General features: G+C 65.5%; 21 protein-coding genes and 1 pseudogene. 14 read left to right on the top strand and 8 right to left on the bottom strand.

Translation table 11 applies throughout. The features are described from left to right. A pseudogene (locus ACMX2H_RS15470) lies at window positions 1-667 on the bottom strand (DUF1611 domain-containing protein); the annotation flags it as partial. Window positions 668-865: 198 nt separating this feature from the next. On the opposite strand from ACMX2H_RS15470, the gene ACMX2H_RS15465 reads away from it, so the two are divergent. Further along, the gene (locus ACMX2H_RS15465; RefSeq protein ID WP_414961663.1) at window positions 866-1,423 is read left to right on the top strand and encodes a histidine phosphatase family protein; all 558 of its coding nucleotides are present in this window, start codon (window positions 866-868) and stop codon (window positions 1,421-1,423) included. A gap of 40 nt (window positions 1,424-1,463) precedes the next feature. On the opposite strand, the gene ACMX2H_RS15460 is transcribed toward ACMX2H_RS15465, so the two are convergent. Both ACMX2H_RS15460 and ACMX2H_RS15455 read right to left on the bottom strand, forming a co-directional pair. Beyond that, a complete protein-coding gene (locus ACMX2H_RS15460; RefSeq protein WP_414961661.1) occupies window positions 1,464-2,702 on the bottom strand; it encodes a hypothetical protein in 1,239 nt (412 codons plus the stop codon). A 56-nt stretch (window positions 2,703-2,758) separates the two neighbouring features. Then, window positions 2,759-3,247: an NADPH-dependent FMN reductase gene (locus ACMX2H_RS15455; RefSeq protein WP_414961659.1), complete on the bottom strand. Its 489-nt coding sequence runs from the start codon at window positions 3,245-3,247 to the stop codon at window positions 2,759-2,761. A 125-nt stretch (window positions 3,248-3,372) separates the two neighbouring features. Here ACMX2H_RS15455 and ACMX2H_RS15450 point away from each other — a divergent pair, with 125 nt between their 5' ends. From ACMX2H_RS15450 to ACMX2H_RS15440, 3 genes are all read left to right on the top strand, one after another. Beyond that, window positions 3,373-4,149, top strand: coding sequence for a DUF1353 domain-containing protein (locus ACMX2H_RS15450; RefSeq protein ID WP_414961657.1), 777 nt, complete (start codon window positions 3,373-3,375; stop codon window positions 4,147-4,149). Between the two features lie 97 nt (window positions 4,150-4,246). Continuing rightward, window positions 4,247-4,768 (top strand): MarR family winged helix-turn-helix transcriptional regulator, encoded by a 522-nt coding sequence (locus tag ACMX2H_RS15445; protein ID WP_414961656.1) that lies wholly within the window; start codon window positions 4,247-4,249, stop codon window positions 4,766-4,768. Further along, the gene (locus ACMX2H_RS15440) at window positions 4,749-5,450 is read left to right on the top strand and encodes a hypothetical protein (RefSeq protein WP_414961654.1); all 702 of its coding nucleotides are present in this window, start codon (window positions 4,749-4,751) and stop codon (window positions 5,448-5,450) included. The genes ACMX2H_RS15445 and ACMX2H_RS15440 overlap by 20 nt, the downstream gene beginning before the upstream one ends. Before the next feature lie 104 nt (window positions 5,451-5,554). Here the strand turns inward: ACMX2H_RS15440 and ACMX2H_RS15435 are convergent, their stop codons facing one another. The 4 genes from ACMX2H_RS15435 to ACMX2H_RS15420 all read right to left on the bottom strand — a co-directional run bounded on the left by ACMX2H_RS15435 (window position 5,555) and on the right by ACMX2H_RS15420 (window position 10,512). Further along, window positions 5,555-6,460 carry a macrolide 2'-phosphotransferase gene (locus ACMX2H_RS15435; RefSeq protein ID WP_414961652.1) on the bottom strand — a complete coding sequence of 302 codons (906 nt, stop codon included), beginning with the start codon at window positions 6,458-6,460 and terminating at the stop codon, window positions 5,555-5,557. Window positions 6,461-6,643: 183 nt separating this feature from the next. After that, window positions 6,644-8,185: an APC family permease gene (locus tag ACMX2H_RS15430; RefSeq protein WP_414961650.1), complete on the bottom strand. Its 1,542-nt coding sequence runs from the start codon at window positions 8,183-8,185 to the stop codon at window positions 6,644-6,646. A 2-nt stretch (window positions 8,186-8,187) separates the two neighbouring features. Further along, window positions 8,188-9,111, bottom strand: a complete 924-nt coding sequence (locus ACMX2H_RS15425; RefSeq protein ID WP_414961648.1) for a universal stress protein — start codon at window positions 9,109-9,111, stop codon at window positions 8,188-8,190. Between the two features lie 3 nt (window positions 9,112-9,114). Next, a complete protein-coding gene (locus ACMX2H_RS15420; protein ID WP_414961646.1) occupies window positions 9,115-10,512 on the bottom strand; it encodes a flavin monoamine oxidase family protein in 1,398 nt (465 codons plus the stop codon). 185 nt (window positions 10,513-10,697) lie between these two features. On the opposite strand from ACMX2H_RS15420, the gene ACMX2H_RS15415 reads away from it, so the two are divergent. The 10 genes from ACMX2H_RS15415 to ACMX2H_RS15370 all read left to right on the top strand — a co-directional run bounded on the left by ACMX2H_RS15415 (window position 10,698) and on the right by ACMX2H_RS15370 (window position 19,431). Next, a complete protein-coding gene (locus tag ACMX2H_RS15415) occupies window positions 10,698-11,399 on the top strand; it encodes a TetR/AcrR family transcriptional regulator C-terminal domain-containing protein (RefSeq protein WP_414961644.1) in 702 nt (233 codons plus the stop codon). A 430-nt stretch (window positions 11,400-11,829) separates the two neighbouring features. Continuing rightward, window positions 11,830-12,045 (top strand): Flp family type IVb pilin, encoded by a 216-nt coding sequence (locus ACMX2H_RS15410; protein WP_414961642.1) that lies wholly within the window; start codon window positions 11,830-11,832, stop codon window positions 12,043-12,045. A gap of 102 nt (window positions 12,046-12,147) precedes the next feature. Beyond that, window positions 12,148-12,552 carry a TadE/TadG family type IV pilus assembly protein gene (locus ACMX2H_RS15405; RefSeq protein ID WP_414961640.1) on the top strand — a complete coding sequence of 135 codons (405 nt, stop codon included), beginning with the start codon at window positions 12,148-12,150 and terminating at the stop codon, window positions 12,550-12,552. After that, the gene (locus ACMX2H_RS15400; protein WP_414961638.1) at window positions 12,540-13,565 is read left to right on the top strand and encodes a pilus assembly protein TadG-related protein; all 1,026 of its coding nucleotides are present in this window, start codon (window positions 12,540-12,542) and stop codon (window positions 13,563-13,565) included. Before ACMX2H_RS15405 ends, ACMX2H_RS15400 begins: the two co-directional genes overlap by 13 nt. Before the next feature lie 11 nt (window positions 13,566-13,576). Further along, window positions 13,577-14,302: a Flp pilus assembly protein CpaB gene (cpaB, locus tag ACMX2H_RS15395; protein ID WP_414961637.1), complete on the top strand. Its 726-nt coding sequence runs from the start codon at window positions 13,577-13,579 to the stop codon at window positions 14,300-14,302. Then, window positions 14,299-15,495 carry an AAA family ATPase gene (locus tag ACMX2H_RS15390; RefSeq protein ID WP_414961635.1) on the top strand — a complete coding sequence of 399 codons (1,197 nt, stop codon included), beginning with the start codon at window positions 14,299-14,301 and terminating at the stop codon, window positions 15,493-15,495. Before cpaB ends, ACMX2H_RS15390 begins: the two co-directional genes overlap by 4 nt. Then, a complete protein-coding gene (locus ACMX2H_RS15385; RefSeq protein WP_414961633.1) occupies window positions 15,492-16,982 on the top strand; it encodes a CpaF family protein in 1,491 nt (496 codons plus the stop codon). Before ACMX2H_RS15390 ends, ACMX2H_RS15385 begins: the two co-directional genes overlap by 4 nt. Further along, complete coding sequence (locus ACMX2H_RS15380) at window positions 16,979-17,917, top strand: type II secretion system F family protein (RefSeq protein ID WP_414961632.1); 939 nt, start codon at window positions 16,979-16,981, stop codon at window positions 17,915-17,917. The genes ACMX2H_RS15385 and ACMX2H_RS15380 overlap by 4 nt, the downstream gene beginning before the upstream one ends. A gap of 28 nt (window positions 17,918-17,945) precedes the next feature. Further along, entirely contained in the window at window positions 17,946-18,827 is an 882-nt protein-coding gene (locus tag ACMX2H_RS15375) for a type II secretion system F family protein (protein WP_414961630.1), read from the top strand. Window positions 18,828-18,921: 94 nt separating this feature from the next. Continuing rightward, complete coding sequence (locus tag ACMX2H_RS15370; protein WP_414961628.1) at window positions 18,922-19,431, top strand: Hpt domain-containing protein; 510 nt, start codon at window positions 18,922-18,924, stop codon at window positions 19,429-19,431. On the opposite strand, the gene ACMX2H_RS15365 is transcribed toward ACMX2H_RS15370, so the two are convergent. Next, on the bottom strand, window positions 19,382-20,152 hold the full coding sequence (locus ACMX2H_RS15365) for a response regulator transcription factor (protein WP_414961627.1): 771 nt from the start codon (window positions 20,150-20,152) through the stop codon (window positions 19,382-19,384). The two genes, ACMX2H_RS15370 and ACMX2H_RS15365, sit on opposite strands and share 50 nt — an antisense overlap. Window positions 20,153-20,335: the final 183 nt, after the last annotated feature.

Raw genomic sequence — 20,335 nt, 5'->3', positions numbered from 1 at the left:
TCAGTCCGGCCGCGGTCAGGCCCTTGACCAGGCAGCCGAGCGTGGTGGACTTGCCGGAATTCATCGAGGTGCCCAGCACCGCGATCACCGGGGGCCGACCCGGCAGTTCCGTGCTGTGGCTGACCGCGTGCGGTGCGAGGTCCGCCAAATTGACCACCTCTCCGCCGCGGGACAGCAGGCCAACCGGCTGGATCCGGGTGGCCATGTCGATGTCCGCATGCTGTTCCAGCACCTTGGCCGCCAGACCTCCGCCGGCCACCAGGGAGCACTCGGACAGGTCGGCCGGCACCTCCGCCAGGAACTGGTCCGGGGCGTAGCGGTTGCCGAAGGCCACCAGGATCTCATCGCCAACGAAGAGCGCCTGCCGCCGGGAGACCGGGCTCTCCAGCCTGGTGTGCCTGCCGATTTCCAGCACTTTGGCCAGCACCACATCGCCCGCGGCCGGAACAGCGCTGACCAGTTCATAGCCGGTGGCGTCCACGCAGAGCCGCTCGGCCAGGAACCTGGTGGTGTAGGCCTTTTTGGCCCGCCGCAACCGCTCCGGATCGACCGGAACTGTCGCCGTCAAGCCCGCCACAGCCGTTCCTGCGGCCACAGGGACCGCTATTCCGCACGTTTCGGGTCCGGTGAGGTCGACTGCAGTCTCGGAGAAATGCGCGATGGTCATGGTCTGCTCCTTCGGTCGGGGTGTGTCAAGACTGAGTCAACACAGCCGCGATGAAACGAACATGACAGCCGCATGAGGGCCTTCTAATGAACCGTTTACCCAAAGTTCACTGCAGCCCCCAACCGCCGTCGGGCTATGGTGGTAGGCGGGATCGTCCGTCTCCGCGGGCCGTCCCGTCCACCGGACAAAGGGGGCAGGGTGCTGGCACTGGTACGCCATGGACAAACCGATTGGAACGCGGCCGGGCGGCTGCAGGGTCACACTGATGTGCCGCTCAACAGCTTGGGCAGGCAGCAGGCGCTCGACGCCGGCACCTCGCTGTCCGCGGGCCGCTGGGACGTTTTGGTGTCCTCGCCTTTGGGACGCGCCGTGGAAACCGCGCAGATCATCGGTAGCGAGCTGGGCCTGGAGCTGGCGGAAACGGTCCCCGAGCTCCTAGAGCGCGATTACCGCGGCATCGAAGGCACCATCCTGCGCGGCATGGACCGGCCGCGCATCGACGAGCTGATGAATCAGGCCGAACCGGAGGCGGACGTGGCGGACCGCGGTATTGCCGGGCTGCAAGCAGTGCTGCGCACCTACCCGGAGCAAAACATCATCGCGGTGGCGCACGGGACGATCCTGCGGCTCACCTTGAATGTGCTGCATGGAACGCCCCGGGACTACATCCTCAACGGTGAAACCGTGGAACTGGACCCGGACGTGGTGCTCGGCTACCGCGCAGATCCGGACCAGTTGGCCGCCGCCTGCCCCTGACGACGGCGGGTCGTGCCGTTCCCGGGGAGGCCGCGGCCGGCTACTCGCCGTTCAAACGCTGGTGCAGCGCCGCCACGGCGTGCTCGGACAGTTCTTCGCGCGGTGCGCACCAGTCCACCCAGCGGTGCAGGAACGCGGTGAGTTCGGCCGGGTCCACCGGTTCCAAGCCGCCTTCCGCCAGCAACGTCTCGCTGATCAAATCCAACTTGACTGGACTCACCCGGGTGAGCCGTCCGCCGTCGTAATCCCAGCTGTAGCCCAAGATCTGTTTCACCATGCCGAGTTCCGAGGCTGATCCGCGTCCGGTCTCCCGTACATAGCGGGCGGCCATTTCGTCGATTTGTTCCTGCCGGAGCGCCTCGATTTCCCCGTCCAGGCTGCCGGCCGCCGCTTCGGTGTCTTCGTGTTGCGGCCTTGTACCGGGTGCGGCCCCGGCTTCGGCGTCGTCGAGCTCTGCGTAGTCCTCGTCGGAGAGCCAGTCTTCGCTCTCCTCCTCCGTCTCGTCCGCCAGCTCGATGATGGTGCGCAGCCAGGCCTGGGCCACCCAGCGGCGGGCGCCGAAGTCTTCGTCCACCATGTGCTCGGGCAGATCCAGCGAGGCATCCAGCCCTTCCCACGCGTCCAGCGCGGTGCCGGTCAGGTCCGCGTCGGCGTCCAGCACCAGCCCTTCTTCCTGGGCGTCTTCGTTCAGGTCCCTGAGCGCCGCCGCCGGGTCCTCCACCAGCCCGGTTTCCATCACCGTCCCGCCGAAAATGTTGCCGTCCAGCAGCGCCAGCAGGCCGACTTTTTCGTTGCCGGCAGTGAACTCGAAGAGCATGTTGGCTTCGTCGCCGTAAGCGTCCGCATAGCGGTGCAGGGCCGTGACCGTCACCGGGTGCTTGGCCCACTCCGGCTCGGTAAAGCCGTCCGCCACCAGCCGGTCCGCCAGCGTTTCGGCATCGCGGCGCATCTCCGGGCGGTCGATCAGGAACGCCAACGCGCGCAGCATCGGCACCGCGCCGGGACCATTACGGTCCTCGGCCAGGTCCAGCCAGGCATAGAACAACTCGTTGCGGCGCTGCCGGCCGGCGTCGTCCTGGGTGTCCCACAGATCCAGCAGGTAGCCGCCCAACGAGTGGGCTTCAATCGGGCTGGCCGTCGCCAGGGTGTCGGCAAACGGGCGTTCCAGCTCCACGTACAGCTCCAGCAGCGGGTCGCTCTCCGGCCCGGACTGGCTGCCCGAGCCGGGCTGCCGGTTCTTTGGCTTTTTCGGCTTCCGCTTGCGGCTCACAGGACTCATGCCACGAGTCTGCCATGCCCTCGCCGCGAAGGTAACCGCCGGGGCCGGACCGGGAATCAGAGCAGCGACTGGATGACCAGCCGCCATTTCTCCAGCCAGGCCGCGCTGCTTTCCGGGTCCTGCCAGGTCTCCTGGTTCAAGTACAGGCCCTGGACCGGGACCGTGGCGCCCAGTTCCACCAGCACCGGTTTCAGCAGCAACTCCGGTGCCAGCGCGTGGGCCGGTCCGGCGCCGAGCATCAGCGGCACCGCCACCACCCCGGCGAGCCCGTCGCCGGTGGCGAACTGGTCGAGGAACAGTTTCAGCACGCCGGAATAGGTGGCCTTGAAGGTGGGCGAGGCCACGATGATCAGTTCGCTGCCTTGCACCGTCTTGACGGCAGCGGCCACGCCCTCGTCGCCCCATCCCAGCAGGCCGGGGCCCAAGGTCACCACATCCACCGCGTGGTCCGCTCGCGCGCCGGTGATCTGTTCGGCCAACTGTTCAGCGGCGGCCAGCGTCCGGGAGCCGGGTTTGGGGTTTCCTGCCACAACTGTCACGGTCATGCTTCGGACGCTACCGTGCGGGAAGGCCTGGCCGCCAGCACCGGACTCAGCCATTGCGGCTTGTGGCGCGGCGTTACCCCACGTTGCCCATAGGCAACGTCTGCCCCGGATGTCACACTGGCCGCATGCCGTTTTACCAGGACGCCGCCGCCACCGAACCCCTGACGGCCATCCATCTGGTTCAGCGCACCAAGAGATGCTTCCAGCTAACCCAACCGATTTACTACCGGGCGGAGGAAGCTTCCGCCATCATCAGGATCAACGCACACGATCTGTCCGCCGGACTCATCAACAACTCCACGGACTTGGCTTCGGTGCCCACCTGGATGTGGGGGCTCATCGCCAGCTACGGGCGGCAAACGGCCCCGGCCCTGCTGCATGACCAGCGGATGGCCGAGTGCTCAACACTGCCGGCCGGGGAAGCGCTGCGGCTGCGCCGAGTCTATGACGAAGAGTTTCGCCGCGCGCTGCTGGATACCGGAGTCGCAGCGTTGCGCGCCCGGCTGATGTGGGCCGGCATATCGATCCAGGCCTACCTTGAGCATTCCAGGGTGCGCGGACTGCTGCTTGCAGCGTCCGTCGGGGTGGGGGCGCTCGCGTTGATAGCCGCCATCTGGCTCGCCGCAGCGGGTGTCGGACCGCTGCCGATCACCGCTGCCGTGCTGCTGACCGGCCTGCTGTGCCTGGCCTGGGCCCGGGACTGGCCCGTGCTTGTTGTGATGGTTCCGGCCTTCGCCCTGTTCTCCCCCGTACTCGCCGCAGCCGCCGCCGGCTCACTGCTGTTGTGGCTTTGCGAAACCGGCTGGTGGGCGGTGTCCAAACCCTTCGTCAGACACCCCGGCCCGCCACCCGTCGTCGGACCTCTGGCGAGGACCCGCAGCCATGATCCAGATCACAAATAACCACCGGAAAATGCCGAAAAACAGCCTCTGAAACCCACTTCAAAGTAGCGAGTTGGTTTGATTGGCACAACCAAACGGAAAGGACTATGATTGAGACATGCCTCCCACCCCCCGCAAACAGCCCGATCCGGGTGTCATGATCCGTGACGCCGTGGCTCAGGTGGTGCGCTGGGCCTCCCATGCCGACACCCGGAAACAGCTGTTCGATCCGCGCGAAGCCGGCCTGACACCTACCGACGTCGCCTTGCTGGAGTACATCGACGACAAGGGTCCGGTGCGTGTTTCGGAGCTGGCCACGCAGCAGGGGGTGGACAAGTCCACCGTGACGCCGCAGGTCCGCCGTCTGGAGGACAAAGGCCTGGTGGACAAACAGGCGGATCCGGACGACGGCCGGGCCACCCTGCTGACCGCCTCCACGGCCGGCCGGCGGATGCACCGGAACATTGGCAAGGCCGGGGCCGCCGTTGTCGATGAAATCCTGGCGGATTGGACCGACGACGACCGCGAGGCTTTTGCCCTACTCTTTACCCGTTTTGCCGAGCAGCTCCTGCGCGGTGAACCCTCCCCACGAACCGACTCGGAAAGGAACACGACCGGCGATGTCATCAAAGGCTCTTGAGCAAGGTGGCAAACACGATCTGCTCACACTTTCTACCCGGCTGTCCGCCATCCGGCAGCTGCTGGTCTTGAAAGTCCGTACCGCTGGCCTGCTGTTTCCGTTGCTGACCCTGGCCGGCACCGCGGTGTTCTGGTCCATTGTCTGGCTGCTGGACACCACACCGGTCCACGCACTCTCCCCGGTCAATGCGCTGCTGCGGATCTACGGCACCGGCATCGCCGTGGTCGCCACCATGGTCATTGTCGGCGCTTCCCTCTGGCTGATTGCCAAGCGGCTGGGCTACGCGGACCGGTTCACCGGTGCCCTGTTCGAGCATTCCGACGACATCGGCCCCGTTCCTTCCCACGCCGTGCCGTTCGCTGCCGCCGGGGGCCCCGCTGCCCCTGCGGCGGGAGCCGACCACATTTTTGCGGCGTTGCCGGCAGCTCCGGCCCGGCTCCAGCTGGAAGCGGCATCGGACGACGACAGCGCGCGGCCGGCTTCGGTGCTCACCGCACCGGCTCCGCTGGCTGAGTCCGTTGTCCCTGCCGTTGCGAAATCGGACGTCGCGGCCAGCACGGCGATCGTGCAGGAACCGCTCCTGGCCGAGGCATCCGCACCGGAAGCCAGCGTCCAGACTGCTCCCGCGCGGCCGCTCACCAAGGCCAATCCCCTCGCCAAGGGCAAGGGCCGCAAGAAGTAACACCCCCTAGACCAATGACCGGCGCCAGCGAACGGGCGCCGGTCATTTTCTTGCCCGGACACGCCAACTGCCCGGACCACGGGCCAGGCTGGCGGCCCGCCAGCTCAGGCGCCGGAGGGATCCAGCAGAGCGGCAGCCGTGCCCTGGTGATCGGGGTGTCCCGTTTGCAGGGCGTACATGGCGTAGACCACGGGGCCGGCGGCCACCAGTTCCGCGCAGTGTTCTCCGAGCCGGGGCGGCACGCGTCCGCCCGCGTCCCGAAAAGCCCGGACCGTCAAGTCGAAGGCCTCGGCCGTGGACATCATGTGGTGGAGGCTGAAATCAGCTGCCGGATCGCCCACCCTCGCCGTCGTCCAATCCAGCACTGACCGGATTTCATACTCCTCGTCCAGCAGCAAGTGGGCGGGGTAGAGCTCTCCGTGCGCAAACGCCGTGAAGTCGGGCCAGTAACTGTCGTCGCCGATCCATGCCGTCCAGCGCTCCATCAGTTCGTCGGCAATCCGGAACTCGGCGCTGACCGTGGCCACGTTGGTGCGCCATTCGTCGCGCACTTCGGCCGGCGTCAGCACCGGGACGCCCTTGGCCTGTGCGTCCGCCGCGCTGATCCGCTGCAGCTGCGCGATCAGGCGCCCCAACGAGGCACAGTACGCCGGCGACTCGCGGTCGAAATGCCAGACCGGTTCGCCGTCTTCTACCGTCAGGCCCAGCTCGCCCGGCAGTTCGGGATAGGCAATCAGCGAGCGGTTCCGGATCCGCCAGTCGGGCACCGCGGCGGAGATCTTGTTCTTCACCAGGTCCAGGATCTTGGCTTCATCCGAGATCTTCGCCGACACGTCCTTCCGCCGCGGGATCCGCAGCACCCACTTCTTGCCGTCCTTGGCCGTGGCGAAGGCCACCAGGTAATCCAGCCCGGCTTCATTGAACCGCACGGATTTCGGCTGGATCGTCATCCCGTTCTGGGACGCAAGATCGGCCACGTAGTCCGGCGTGAATTCGTCCGCAGTGATCATGGCACCTTCCTTCAGCCTTGCTGCCACTGTAGCCATGAAGGCTTGTGGCGGCTACGGATGTCCCCTCAGGCGACAGCACGACGGCGGTGCCTCACCCCACCGGGGTGCGCACCGCCGTCGTGCTGGCCGTGCGTCAGCGTCCGTGCGTCAGCGTCCTAGCGTCAGTGGTGGACGTTCTTAGCGTCAGTAGCGGTCCGCCAGGTCGTCGGCTGCCACGCCCCTGCGCAGTGTGGCGCCGCGGAAGAACTCCGGGTTGCGCCGGTACATCAGCACCATCAGCACTGCCCCGAGCAGGATCACCCCGCAGCCGAGCACAAACACCAGACCCACTCCGCCGATGGAGGAGCCGGAACCGTAGTCAGGATCCAGCGAGTCGACGGCCGTCTGCACGAACATCACCAGCAGGATGATTCCGCCCAGCAGCGGAGCGGCGAACTTCAGCCCAAGGTTCCGCAGCGAGGTGAATGCCTCGGCCCGGAAGTACCAGACGCAGGCCAGCGCGGTGACCCCGTAGTAGAAGCAGATCATCATGCCCAGCGCGGTGATCGTGTCCCAGAGCGCGTTCTCGGACAGCACCCGCGTCACCGTGTAGAACCCGCCGGCGGCAATCGCCGCGGCAACAGTCGCGTAGCTGGGCGACTTGAAGCGCGGGCTGATCTTCCCGTAGCCGGCCGGCAGCGCCTTGTAGTGTCCCATGGCCAGCATGGTCCGGGCCGGGGAGACGAACGTGGACTGGAGCGAGGCCGCCGAGCTGCTCAGCACGGCCAGCGACATCAAGATGGCGAACGGCCCCATGATCGGTCCGGCCAGCGCGGCGAAGATGCTTTCCTGGTTCTCCGGATTGCCGGCTCCGAGCCCCTCGGTGCCCACGCCCGCGTAGGCCAGCACGGCCAGTGCCACGGTCATGTAGATGACGACGATGACCAGGATGGTGGCCGTTGCGGCCCTGCCCGGAGTCTTCTCCGGATTCTTGGTCTCCTCATTCATGGTCAGCGTGACGTCCCAGCCCCAGAAGATGAAGATGGACAGCGAAATGCCGGCAGCGAAGGCAGAGAAGGACTCCACGCCGAACGGATTGAACCAGTCGGCCGAGATTTCCAGCGCGTTGAACGCGGTGCCGCCGGCCACGTGGCCGAAGGCGGCTACCGCGAACCAGATCAGCACCACCACTTGGAACGCCACCAACACGTACTGGAAGGTTTTGGTGGTCTCCATGCCCCGGTACGAGATCCAGCAGGCCAGTCCGATGAATACCCAGGTGGTGGCGATGTTTAGCGGGAGGTTGTTGGTCAGGTCGGCGAGCGCCTCATTGCCGGTGACCTGGGCGAGCATCAGGTAGAAGAAGTCCACCGCCACCGCCGCCAGGTTGGACAGCACGATCACCGTGGCGGCGATCAGCCCCCAGCCGCCCATCCAGCCCACCCACGGGCCGAAGGCGCGGGTGGCCCAGGTGAACGACGTGCCGGAGTCCGGCATGGCGTTGTTCAGTTCCCGGTAGCCCAGGGCAACCAGGAGCATCGGGATGAAGCCCACCAGGAAGATCGCCGGCAGATGCACGCCCACTTCGGCAATGGTGGGGCCGAGGGCGCCGGTCAGCGTGTAGGCCGGGGCAATGCAGGAAACACCGATCACGACGGCGCCCAGCAGGCCGACCGAGCCCGACTTCAATCCCTTGCGGCTCAACCCGCCCGGAGTCTTTCCGGCCCTTTCAATGGTGCTGGTCATGGTCATGCCTCCTGGTGGCCGTCGTCGTCGAAAAGTTCCGGAGCCTCGGACAGCTCGGGGTTGTCAGTGGGTAGTGGCGCGCTTCGGTAGCCGCGAGGCACCACCACCATGGGCACCGGCAGGGCGCGCAGCACCTTGCTGGCGGTAGCCCCGAGGAACAGCCGGCTATGGGGTGCCAGCCGGCTGGAACCGATCAGCAGCACTTCCCCGTCGTCCCACTCCAGCGCATCGATGGCGTCTTCGATGGAGCGGCCATGCGCCACCTGTGCCGTCACTCGGCCGGCCAGCATGGTCTCGGCCTGGGCCAGGCGCTCCTTCATCTGGGTTTCGGCACGGGACACGGCGTCCGGGTCGGACGAATCGAGCGTCACCAGCGAGAGCAAGCGCAGGGCCAGTCCGCGACGCCGGGCCGCATCCATGGCGACGTGCAGCACGTCGTCGGCGCCGGCGCGGTTGCCCAGCCCGACGGTGATCCGGGTGACGGGCTCGGTGCGGCGGTAGCCCCGGGGCGCCAGGGCCACCGGCACCGTCGAGGCATGGAGCAGCCCGCTGGCCACCGTCCCCACACTGAAGCGGCGGAACACGCTGGTGCGTCCGGCGCCGATCACGATCAGCGCGGCGCCGAATTCCTCGGCTGCGGCAATCAGGCCTTCTGCGTTCGATTCGGCCCGGCGCACATGGGCGCGCGCTGTCACGTCGTCGGGAACCAGGCGGAGCCCCTCGCCCAGCCACTCCTGGATCTGGTCGGAGAGAATCGCGTCGTATCCGGATTCCGGCCGGGGGTAGGCACCCGAGTACGGCGAGGACTCCGGCAGCACCATGACCAGGTCCAGGCTGCCTCCCTGTCGGCGTACCAGCGCCGTTGCCAGATTGATCGCTTCGCGTCCGCTGTCGGTGGCCGTGTAGGCAACAACGTAACGGCGCACGCCCTAGCCCTTCCGCCCGGCAGCACCGGCCAGCTCGCCGCGGGACGCAGCATGCTCCGCCAGAATGCGGGCCGCGGTCGCGTGGCCCATCCGCACGGCGCCGTCCACATGCTGGTAGCCGGCACCGGCCAGGTCGGAGCAGGACCAGTAGATCGGTCCCACCGGCGCCAGTTGGTCCTTGCCGTACCGGGACAGCCCGCCCAGATCGTAGCTGGCGGCATACGCGCCACGGGTCCACTCTTCGGAACCCCAGTCGGACTCGTAGTACACCACCGGGTCCAGGGCAGCCGGGCCGAGGTAGTCGGCAATGGCGGAGAGGATGGCCGCCTTGCGCTCTTCCGGGCTGAGCTCGAACATGGCGTCGGCCTTTTCATCGCTCACGAAACCGACCAGGGTGCCGCGGGAGTCCGCGTGGTTGGTGTTGTCGTAGACCTCCTGCACCACCGACCCCGCGCCGAAGCAGGTGCCGGAGAGGCCATCGGTCCGCCAGAACGGCGTCTCATAGACGGCGTGGACCTTGATCACCAGGCCCAGCGACTGGTGCTGGTGCATCTGGTGCTGCCGGCGCGGCAGCGGCGGCTCGAAGGAGACCCGCGAATACAGGTTCGGCGGCACGGCCATCACGGCGTGCCGCGCCTCCACGGTGACGCCGTCCGCGATGGCGGTCACGCCGTCGTCGTCCCAGCGCAGTGTGCGCACCGGAGCCGCCAACCGGACATCCTCACCGAGCTCAGCGGCCATCCGGATGGACACCTCCTGCATGCCGCCCACCACGCGCTTGTCCAGGATGAACTCGTCGTCTACTAGGTTGCTGAACGAGCCGGCCGACGCGGCCATCAGCAACGCCTGCAGCACGGAGAATGAATGCGCGGGCTTGGTCAGCATGCCGCCGGCCACGAACAGGCCAATGTTGTTGCACCCTTCTTCATCGGCGGACTGCTGACGCAGCCAGTGGTGGAAGGAAATGGTGTCCAGCTCGCGCGCCCGCGGATGCGCCCACGGCTCCTCCGCGCCCACCTCGGCCGCCAGTGCATCCAGCAGGCCGATCAGCCGGTTCATCTCCGCCTCGGTGGAGGAGCTGACCGGGAACATGGCGCCGGTGTAGCGCTTCGCCTCGCCCTCGGGATCCAGGTAGATGCTCTGGCCCTCGCGGTAGCGGCTGTAGGTCTCCAGGCCCAGCTCCCCCAGCAGTTCCAGCAGGGCCGTCTGGTCCGGGGACACCCACTGGCCGCCGATCTCGAGCATGGCGCCGTCCACCACATCGGTCCAGGTGCGGCCGCCCACACGGTCCCGTGCCTCCAGCACCGCCACGGACAACCCTGCCCGCTTCAGGTCCCGCGCCGCGGTCAGCCCGGAAGGTCCGGCCCCGATAACCACTACGTCCCGCTTCAACTTGCTCACTGTTGCTCAACTCCCGTTAGTACTGCTGCGGAACGCGGCCTGTTTTCCGGCCTCCGCCTAAATGAACTGCATTCATTTAACGTCAACTGTAACCTGTGCCACAGGATCTTGAAAAGGGATGCGTAGGATGGTCATACGGGTTGTACCGCCGCAACCCCGAGGGGACAAGGAATAAGGAGGGTGTCGTGACAATACGCTCGGCGCGCGACGACGCCTCTGCTCCTCCCCCGAACGGACACCGCCCGGCCGGCCGCCCCACCGAGAAGCTGCTCTCCAAGGAGCTCATGACGACGGCGGCGCTCGGCTTGATCGAAACGCGTGGCTACGAGGGACTCACCATGTCCGGGCTGGCCCGCAGCCTGGGCGTGGCCCCTTCGGCGCTGTACAACCATGTGGCCTCCAAGCACGACGTCCTGCTGCTGCTGCAGGACCACCTGATGGCCCGCGTCGACGTGGCCGCTTTCTCCGAACTTCCGTGGCCGGACGCGGTGCGCCGCTGGGCCTGGTCCTACCGGGACGTCTTCACCCACCACGCCCCGCTGATTCCGGTCATTGCGGTGCTGCCCGTGACCGGTGCGCCGCACACGCTGGCCATGTACGAGGCGGTGGCCGCCGGCTTCCTGCGCGCGGGCTGGCCGGAACCTCAGGTGGTGCCGGCCATCGTGGCCCTGGAGTCCTTCATTTTCGGTTCGGCCTTCGACGTGACGGCGCCCGCCGACATTTTCGAATCAGGCGAGCTGGCCACGGCGAACCCGGTCTTCACCTCCGCTGTGCGGACCCAGGATCTCAGCGACACCGGATCGGCCGCCGACGCCGCCTTCCAGCTAGGGCTCGAGGCCCTGATTGCCGGGCTGCAGGCACAGCTCAAAGCCGCCCAGTCCGCCTGACCTGGCGCAACCGGCCAGACTCCCGAGCCCCGTAGCCAGACACCTCTCGCTTCGCTCATCGGCTGTCCCCCAACGACTGTTCAGATAACGCCCTTTTCAGGTTCGAAACGGGCGTTATCTGAACAGTCGTTTTCGGAGGCGGACATCTGGATGATCCGACAGGTGAGTACGTCGGGCGGACGAGGTGCCCACGAGGTGAACCGTTCCCTCCCGCTGACACCGCCTCGAACCTTCCGCAGCAAAAACCATTAATTCGCAGCAAGAGTGCATCGTTTATCCAAGCTCCTAAGGATTTAGCTTCAACACTCACAGGATTGCCAAAAGCCAGGCTGAAAGCGCGAATCCGGTTGCTAATTTTCTTGAGGAGCTGGCGAGGTGCCAGCCAGGCGCCGGCTAGAAATGCCAGCGATTCATATGCACAGGAGTTCTCATGCTTTCCATCATCGCCACCCTTCAGACCATCGGCTTCACCGTCAAGAACCGCCTTCAGCGCGAAGAAACCGGCGCCACCGCCGTTGAATACGCCCTCATGGTGGGCCTCATCGCCGTCGTCCTCATCGGTGGACTGACCATCTTCGGTCCGCAGTTGAGCAACTTCTTCGGTGGACTCGGTGGCCGGCTGAACATCGGCGGAACTACTGCCTAACCAGCAGGATCCTCCCGCCGGACCGTTCCCACCCTCGGTGGAATCTGGGACGGCCGCACTCCCGCGGCCGTCCCAACCCACCACCTCCAGAAAGCACACACAATGAAGCGGCTGAAATCAGAACACGGAGCGGCCGCCGTCGAATTCGCCCTGGTCCTTCCGCTCCTGCTGCTCTTGTTGCTTGGGATCGTGGAGTTCGGGCGGGTCTATAACGCCCAGATGCAGTTGACCGCGGCCGCCCGAGACGGCGCTCGGGTTATGACAATCGGCAACCCGGCTGCCTCTGCAGCCGAAGCCCGGGCGGCGGCGATAGCCTCCGCTCCCGCCCTGAGTCCCAGGATCACGCCGGACCAGGTTGCCATCAAGGTCTCCCCCAGCGCCACCGGCGTGTGTGCGCCGGGCTCGGTCGCCACCGTCACCATCAGCTACCCCCTCAGTTTTCTGTCCGGCATCTTTGGTGCCGGCATCACCTTGACCGGTAAGGGAGCCATGCAGTGCAGCGTCTAAAGGACGAACACGGCGCCACCGCCGTGACCACCGCGATTTTCATGGTGGTCCTGCTCGGCATGGTGGCCGTGGTGGTAGACATCGGGGCCCTCTACTTCGAGCGCGCCCAGTTGAAGAACGGCGCCGACGCCGGTGCGCTGGCCATTGCGCAGAACTGTGCGGCTGGGAACTGTAGCGCCGACTTCACGTCGCTGGCCTCCTCCTTGGCCTCCCGAAACGCGAACGACAACATGGCCGACGCATCCGTGGACCTGGACGCCGCGGCCGGCCGGGTAACCGTCTCCACCAGCACGTTGGGAGCGGAGGGGCACTTCATCGCGCAAGCTTTCGCTCCCATTCTTGGGCTGGACGACACGGCAACTCTGACCAGCCAGTCCCAGGCTGGCTGGGGCGCTCCCGTAGCCAGCACATCAGTCCTCCCCATTGCCATTTCCTACTGCCAGTTCGCCGGCATGCTTGATAAGGGCGTGCAACGGGTGGACTTCAACCCAAACGCCGGAACATCCCATGGGTGCTCCAGTTCGACGCTCCCCGGCAGCACCGGTGCCGCTTACACGATTCCTGGCGGCTTCGGCTGGTTAAAGCAGGATCCGGCTCGTCCGTGCCAGGCCAAAATCAATATCGGCGCAACCGGGCTTCCAGGCTTCCCCGTCGATCCGGAAGTCGCCAGCGATCCTGGCAACGATGTGCCGTCCTCCTGCAAGCAAACAAATCTGCTTCAGCAGATTGCACACACCACGGTCCTGTTGCCCCTTTATGACAAGGCCGGCGGCACCGGCGCGAATGCCTGGTATCACGTCATCGGTTTCGCGGCGTTCAAGGTTACCGGCTGGAACTTCAGCAGCACGGCCTACAACAATCTCAGCCCGGCATCGGTTGCTTGTACCGGCAGCTGCCGCGCGCTGATCGGCGAGTTCGTCACCTTCGTGACGCTCGACGCCGGTGAACAAGATTTCGTTTTCGGCGGTGCCCCGAATGTTTTCGGCGCCTCCCTCGTGACCCTCGTGCGCTAGGAGCACTTTCGGTGAAAAGAAGAATCATTGGAGCCATTGCTGCCCTCTTGATGGCCACCGTCGGAACCGTGATGGTGCTGTCCTACATCGGCAGCGCCGATGAACGAGCGCTGGCCGGCGCCGAAAGCGTGAAGGTTCTTGTGGTGGCCGAACCGGTTCCCGCCGGCACTCCGGCCGAACAACTCGGCGCCTACGTTTCCAGCGAACTTGTCCCGTCCAAAGTCGTGGCAGCCGGGGCGGTGACGGACCTGCAGAAGCTGGCCGGACAAGTAGCGACCGTGGATCTGCTAGCCGGCGAACAGTTGCTGGGCGAGCGCTTTGCGCTCCCTTCAGACCTGCAGGAGCGGGGGACGGTGGCCGTGCCTCAGGGCATGCAAGAGGTGACCATCTCCCTGGAACCGTCGCGTGTGGTGGGCGGGCAACTGGAAGCCGGAGACACGGTAGGGGTTTTCATCTCAATGGAAAACGGTCCCGGAAACGTTGGCGCGGTCACGCATTTGGAGCTCCACAAGGTGCTGGTAACCAGGGTCCAAGGGGTTGCCGTTGCACCGGAGTCGTCCGATACCTCAGCAACGGTTCCGGCCAACAACGTGCTGGTCACCCTGGCGGTCAAGGCACCGGACGCCGAAAAGATCGTGTTCGCACAGGAGTTCGCCCGCACTTGGCTGTCGAAGGAGCCGACAGATGCCAGCGAAAAGGGAGCGCGCCTAGTGGACAAGGATGAGGTGTACCAGTGAGCCGTTATGTATTGGTGGGCACGGATTTTGACTTCGAGCAGCGGTTTGCTGCTGCTGCTGTGGGTTCTCTGGCCGGTCAGATCCACCTGTGGGACCAAGCAGACCTTCCCAGCGAGCCCAATGATGTCTTTTCCGTGCTTCCCAACCCTCAGCTTCTGGACGCTGTGGTCCTGGGACCGGGACTGTCCACCGAACAGGCACTTGATTTGGCAGCGGAGTTTGAATCGCAGCGGCCCGAAGTGTCGGTGCTCCTCATTGCAGGGGCGAGCACCGACGTCGTACTGGCCGCCATGCGGGCCGGTGTTCGGGACGTCGTCGCTCCGGCTGCCAGCGTCCGGGACATTGCCGCTCTGCTACACCGTGCCGTCCGCAGCGCAACCCACCGGCGGCGCAATGTACCGTCCGTAGAGGGTCAGTCCACCGATGGGCGGGTCATCGCGGTTGTTTCTCCTAAGGGCGGTGCCGGCAAGACGACGGTTGCCACCAACCTCGCGGTCGGACTGGCCGCGGCCGGGCAACAGACCGTGATCGTCGACCTTGACCTGCAGTTCGGCGACGTGGCCAGCGCTCTCTGTCTAGACCCGGAACATTCCCTGGTGGACGCGGTGCAGCCGGGCGCGCAGAAAGACAGCATGGTGCTCAAGTCTTACCTTGCCCGACATTCCAGCGGCGTCTATGCGTTGTGCGCGCCCAGGTCGCCGGCGGATGGCGACGAGATTACCGCTGAGCAGGTCTCACAGCTGCTGGACCAGTTGGCCGGCCAGTATGCCCATGTCATCGTCGATACGTCACCAGGCTTGTCCGAGCACACACTCGCAGCGTTGGACCGGGCCACCGACTACGTCTTCGTGGGCGGCATGGATGTGCCAAGCATCCGCGGCCTCCGTAAAGAGCTTGAAGTCCTCCGCCAGCTAGGCATGGAACCGCTGACCCGGCACATCGTCCTGAACGCGGCCGATCCTCGGGACGGATTGACCCGCCGCGATGTGGAGTCGACCCTCGGCTGCAAAGTCGATGACGTTATCCCTAATACGCGGGCTGTCCGGATTTCGACCAATCAGGGCGTGCCAGTGCTTGAGAACGCCCCGCGTGATCCTGCCGCCCGCACGCTTCAGAAGGTCGTCAACCGCTTTGCCCCCGTTCAAACCCGCGCCCTCCAGCGCAGCGCCCGCCACCGTAGAGGAAAGTCATGAACCTTGCAGAACGCCTCCATGCCGTCCACGGCACTGCGCCCGGGCCCGTGACGGCGCCGCGTGCGGTTGCAACTGCAGAAGCACCGGCTCCGGCCAAGACCGAGACCACAGCCCCGGCTGCCCCCAGTGCAAGTGCGGCGAAGCCGCCCACACCGAGCCGGAACGCGTCGGGCCACCAACCGCCGGTGCAGGATGCCTTGGGCAAGATGAAGGAACGTGCCAGCGCGGTCCTGTTCGAGCGCATGGGCTCGCGATTGCTGGATTCTTCGCTCGATGAAGACAAGCTTCACCAGATGGTGCAACAGGAGCTGGCCAAGGTCGTTGAAGAGGAGGAAATCCCGCTCAGCCAACAAGAACGGCAGCGCCTGATACGTGAGGTCGGCGACGACGTGCTTGGCTACGGCCCGCTGCAGCCGCTTCTGGAAGACCCTGACATCTCCGAAATCATGGTCAACGGGCCGGACATGGTGTACGTGGAGCACCGCGGCAAACTGGCCCTGAGCGCCACCCGGTTCCAGTCCGAGGAGCAGTTGCGCCGCGTCATTGAACGCATTGTTTCCAGAGTCGGACGCCGGATCGACGAGTCCTCACCGCTGGTGGACGCCCGGTTGGCGGATGGGTCCCGCGTCAATGCAGTCATCCCTCCCCTGGCCGTAAACGGCTCGTCCCTGACCATCCGCAAGTTCGCCGCCGACCCGTTCCAAGTTCAGGACCTTATTGGCTTCGGGACTCTGTCACCGGAGATGGCTACGCTGCTGGACGCCTGCGTCCGGGCCAGGCTGAACATCATCGTCTCGGGCGGGACCGGTACCGGCAAGACAACCCTGCTGAATGTGCTCTCCTCGTTCATCCCGACCGGCGAGCGCATCGTCACGATTGAGGATGCCGTGGAACTGCAGTTGCAGCAGGACCATGTGGTGCGGCTGGAAAGCCGGCCCGCCAACATCGAAGGAAAAGGCGCCATCACCATCCGCGATCTGGTCCGCAACTCACTGCGTATGCGCCCGGACCGGATTGTGATCGGCGAGGTCCGCGGCGGAGAGACGCTGGACATGCTCCAGGCGATGAACACGGGCCACGACGGCTCTCTGTCCACCGTCCACTCCAATTCTCCTCGGGATGCCATTGCCCGGTTGGAAACGTTGGTGCTGATGGCTGGCATGGATCTGCCGCTGCGGGCTATCCGGGAGCAGATTGCCTCGGCAGTGGACGTCATTGTGCAGTTGACACGCCTGCGCGACGGCACCCGTCGAGTCACGCACGTGACCGAGGTCCAGGGCATGGAGGGCGAGATCGTCACCTTGCAGGACGCCTTCGTGTTCGATTACAGCGCCGGCGTTGATGCCACCGGGCGTTTCCTGGGCAAGCCGGTTCCCACCGGAGTGCGGCCGCGGTTCACGGACCGGTTCCGTGAACTGGGCATTGAACTGCCTGCCCAGATCTTCGAACCGGCCGGCCCAGCGCGGACCAAGGGGGCAACACGGTGAGCCCGGCACTGCTGATAGCCGGCATCCTGCTCTGCTACGGAGCTGTGGCGCTGCTGGCCATGACCGTGCTCGACGTCCGGCCGGTGCGGTTAGCACCCTCACGCCGGGGTGCCGCCGAACCGGCCAACTCCGGCTTAAGCGCCATGGCCGCGCGGACCACCGCCATCATCGAAGGAGTGCTGGCCCGCCGCCGCGAAGCCTCTGGCCTCGCTGCTGCGATCGAAGCGGCTGGCCTGACGCTGGCTCCGGCCGAACTCGTGGTCATGGTCCTGGCCGGTTCCGCGGCCGGGGCAGCGCTGGGACTGCTACTGGCCGGCCCGGTGGGCGCCCTGCTGCTGGCTGTTGCCTCCCCAGCTGCCGCCAAGACCCTGCTGGTGATCCGGGCAGGCCGGCGCCGGGCTGCTTTCGCGGACCAGCTGGACGATTCGCTGCAGTTGCTGGCCAGTGGTTTGCGTGCGGGACATAGCCTGCTGCGCGCCGTGGATGCGGTTTCCACAGAATCCCCGGCTCCTACCTCCCAAGAGCTTCGGCGCGTAATCAACGAAACCAGGTTGGGGCGCGACCTCGGCGAGTCCCTCCGCGACACCGCAGATCGCATGGGCAGCCAGGATTTCCACTGGGTGGCCCAGGCCATCGATATCCACCGCGAGGTCGGCGGCAATCTGGCCGAGGTCCTGGACCAGGTCAGCGGCACGATTAGGGAGCGCTCCCAAATTCGCGGCCAGGTCAAGGCGCTTAGCGCAGAGGGCCGGATTTCGGCTCTGGTGCTGATGGTTCTGCCGTTCGGTCTGGGTGGCTTCCTGCTGGTGGCCAGCCCGGGCTACCTCGACAAGTTCACCCAGAGTCCGCTGGGCTTCATGCTCCTGGCCGTCGGCGCAGGCCTGCTGGTTGCCGGCGGTCTGTGGCTGCGCAAAGTCGTCAGCTTCACGTTCTAAGGCACTCCCCGTTGAAAGAAGTCCGCTCATGCCGCTGATCATGCTGATCGCCGCAGCAATCCTCTCGTTGTCGCTGCCTCTGCTCGCCTGGTCCGTTGTCGGCGGGAGGGATCCTCGTCAGACCGCTATTCGGGCCAACCTCGTTCGCGGCTTGCCCGGGGCCCGCGCCGCCAAACGCCAACGCCACAACCGATTTGAGGCCTTGGCCCGCAAGTTCACGCCCAGCAGCTTTGCCGCACGATTGGAACGCCAACTGGCCTTCGCCGGCCGGCCGGAAGCCTGGCCGCTGAAACGGCTCATGATGGCGAAAATCGTCCTTGCTGCCGCCGGAATGGCAGGAGGCGCGCTCTATCTGGCAGCCGCGCCCACTGCCGCGGGCCTCCTGCTGGCGGCGACCATCGCCGTCGTCGCATATTTCCTGCCGGATTTGCTGCTGCACAGCGCCGGGCAGAAACGTCAGCAGGTCATCGGCGAAGAACTGCCGGACACCTTGGACCAAATGACCATTGCGGTCGAAGCCGGGCTGGGCTTTGACGCGGCAGTGGCCAGGGTCGGCCACAATGGCTCGGGCCCGCTGGCCTCGGAACTGGTCCGGGCACTGCAGGACATGCAGGTGGGCCGGTCGCGCCGCGAGGCCTATGAATCGCTCGCGGGCAGGACCACATCCAAGGACCTGCAGCAATTTGTTCGTGCGGTCGTTCAGGCAGATGCATATGGCGTGTCAGTCTCGGCCGTACTCCGTACGCAGGCGGCGGAGATGCGCGTCAAGCGCCGTCAGCGTGCCGAAGAGAAGGCTATGCAGATTCCGGTCAAGGTGGTCTTTCCGTTGATGTTCTGCATTCTTCCGGTGCTCTTCATCGCGCTCCTCGGTCCCGCAGCCCTGAACATCATCGCCACGCTCGGCAGATGATCTTTGCGTTGCCCACCTCAGCAAAGCCGCAGCATTACCCAAGGAATCCGGAAGTACCGGAGTACCTCCAGCAGTCAGAAAGTAGTCTCGAAAAATGTCCACCCCGCCACAACCACCACCGCTCACTGACCCGATAGCTCCGGAACCGATTGGATCTCGCACTGAGTCCGTCATGATGCCTTCCGGCCAGTGCCAATTGCTGCCCTTGGTTGACCGATCGGTGGTCGAGGAACTAGGCGAAGGGCTGGCTGACCAAGGCATCGCCCAGGCGTTGGTCCGAGACTTTGCCGATGCCTGGCATACACGCTTCCAGTGCCTCGAGACCGCCCTGGAGAGTCAGGATCGGGCCGATTCCCTCGATGCAGTCCTCAGCATAAAGACCTCATCAATGATGGTGGGCGCCAGTCAATTGGCAGGGTTCTCCAGCCAAGTCGAATCCCACGTCCGGGCCGGGGACTACACAGCGGCCACCGCGGCTCTGCCTCTGATCGATCGCTGCGGCACCGAGACGGTGAACGAGCTCCGGAAGGCGCTCGACGACGGAGACCGCTCCGTTAAGTTCGCCGCTCAGGCGCCAGACGGTAGCCGACTCCCCGTACCGTAACCAGCCAACGCGGGCGGTGTGGGTCTTCCTTCAGCTTGCGGCGGAGATTGCCTACGTGAACTTCGATCGCCCGCTCGTCAGCTTCGCTGATGTAGGAGTCTTCTGGGTAGTAGTCGCCACGAACGACCTTAACGAGTTGGGCCTTGGACCGCACAGCGCCGGCGCTGCGCAGCATCTCCTGAAGGACGTTGAACTCGCTCCTGGTGAGACGCAACTCCTCCCCGTCAAGAGAAGCCGTGCGCTTGTCTGAGTCGAGGGCGAGCCCGTTGTGCTCAAGGATATTCTGGTGAGCGGTCGGCGCCAGGGGGGCCGCCGCGGTACTTCCGGCGGACAGCTCCAACGGATGTGGAGTTCGCGGGCGGCGGAGCATTGCGTGGATCCTAGCGCGCAGTTCACGTGGCCGGAACGGTTTGGTGACGTAGTCGTCGGCTCCCAGTTGCAGGGCTGTGAGGGTGTCCAGCTCGTCATTCCTGCTGGTCACCATCACCACGTAGCAGTTGCTGAATTGGCGGATGCGCCGGAGTACTTCAAAGCCGTCGATGTCCGGCAACCCGATGTCCAGCGTGACCACGCTGGTAATTCGCCGTCGAACCGCTTCAATTCCTTCTCGGCCCCCTGTTGCAGCGTGGACATCAAACCCAGACTGCAGCAGGACCGCACAAACTAAGTTGCGGGTGTCCACGTCGTCTTCGATGACAACCGCCGCGCCGGGATCACTCATCTGCATCTCCTCCTTCACGGTCCGAACGAGGCCAAGACCCTGCGGGCTCTTCGGTCTCTACAGAAGGCCGGATCTCTGATACTCCTGATGGTTAATCGATTCCACCTGAATTGAGCCTATGCCGAGTGACGGCACGGCGAAAGGGTGGCTGGCGCTTTGCAGAGCCGAAGTGCGGGGCTCTTT

Source organism: Arthrobacter sulfonylureivorans (assembly GCF_047607445.1).
Classification (GTDB): domain Bacteria; phylum Actinomycetota; class Actinomycetes; order Actinomycetales; family Micrococcaceae; genus Crystallibacter; species Crystallibacter sulfonylureivorans_A.
The sequence above is the reverse complement of the archived record's forward strand: the minus strand, read 5'-3'. Positions and strand labels throughout refer to the sequence as shown.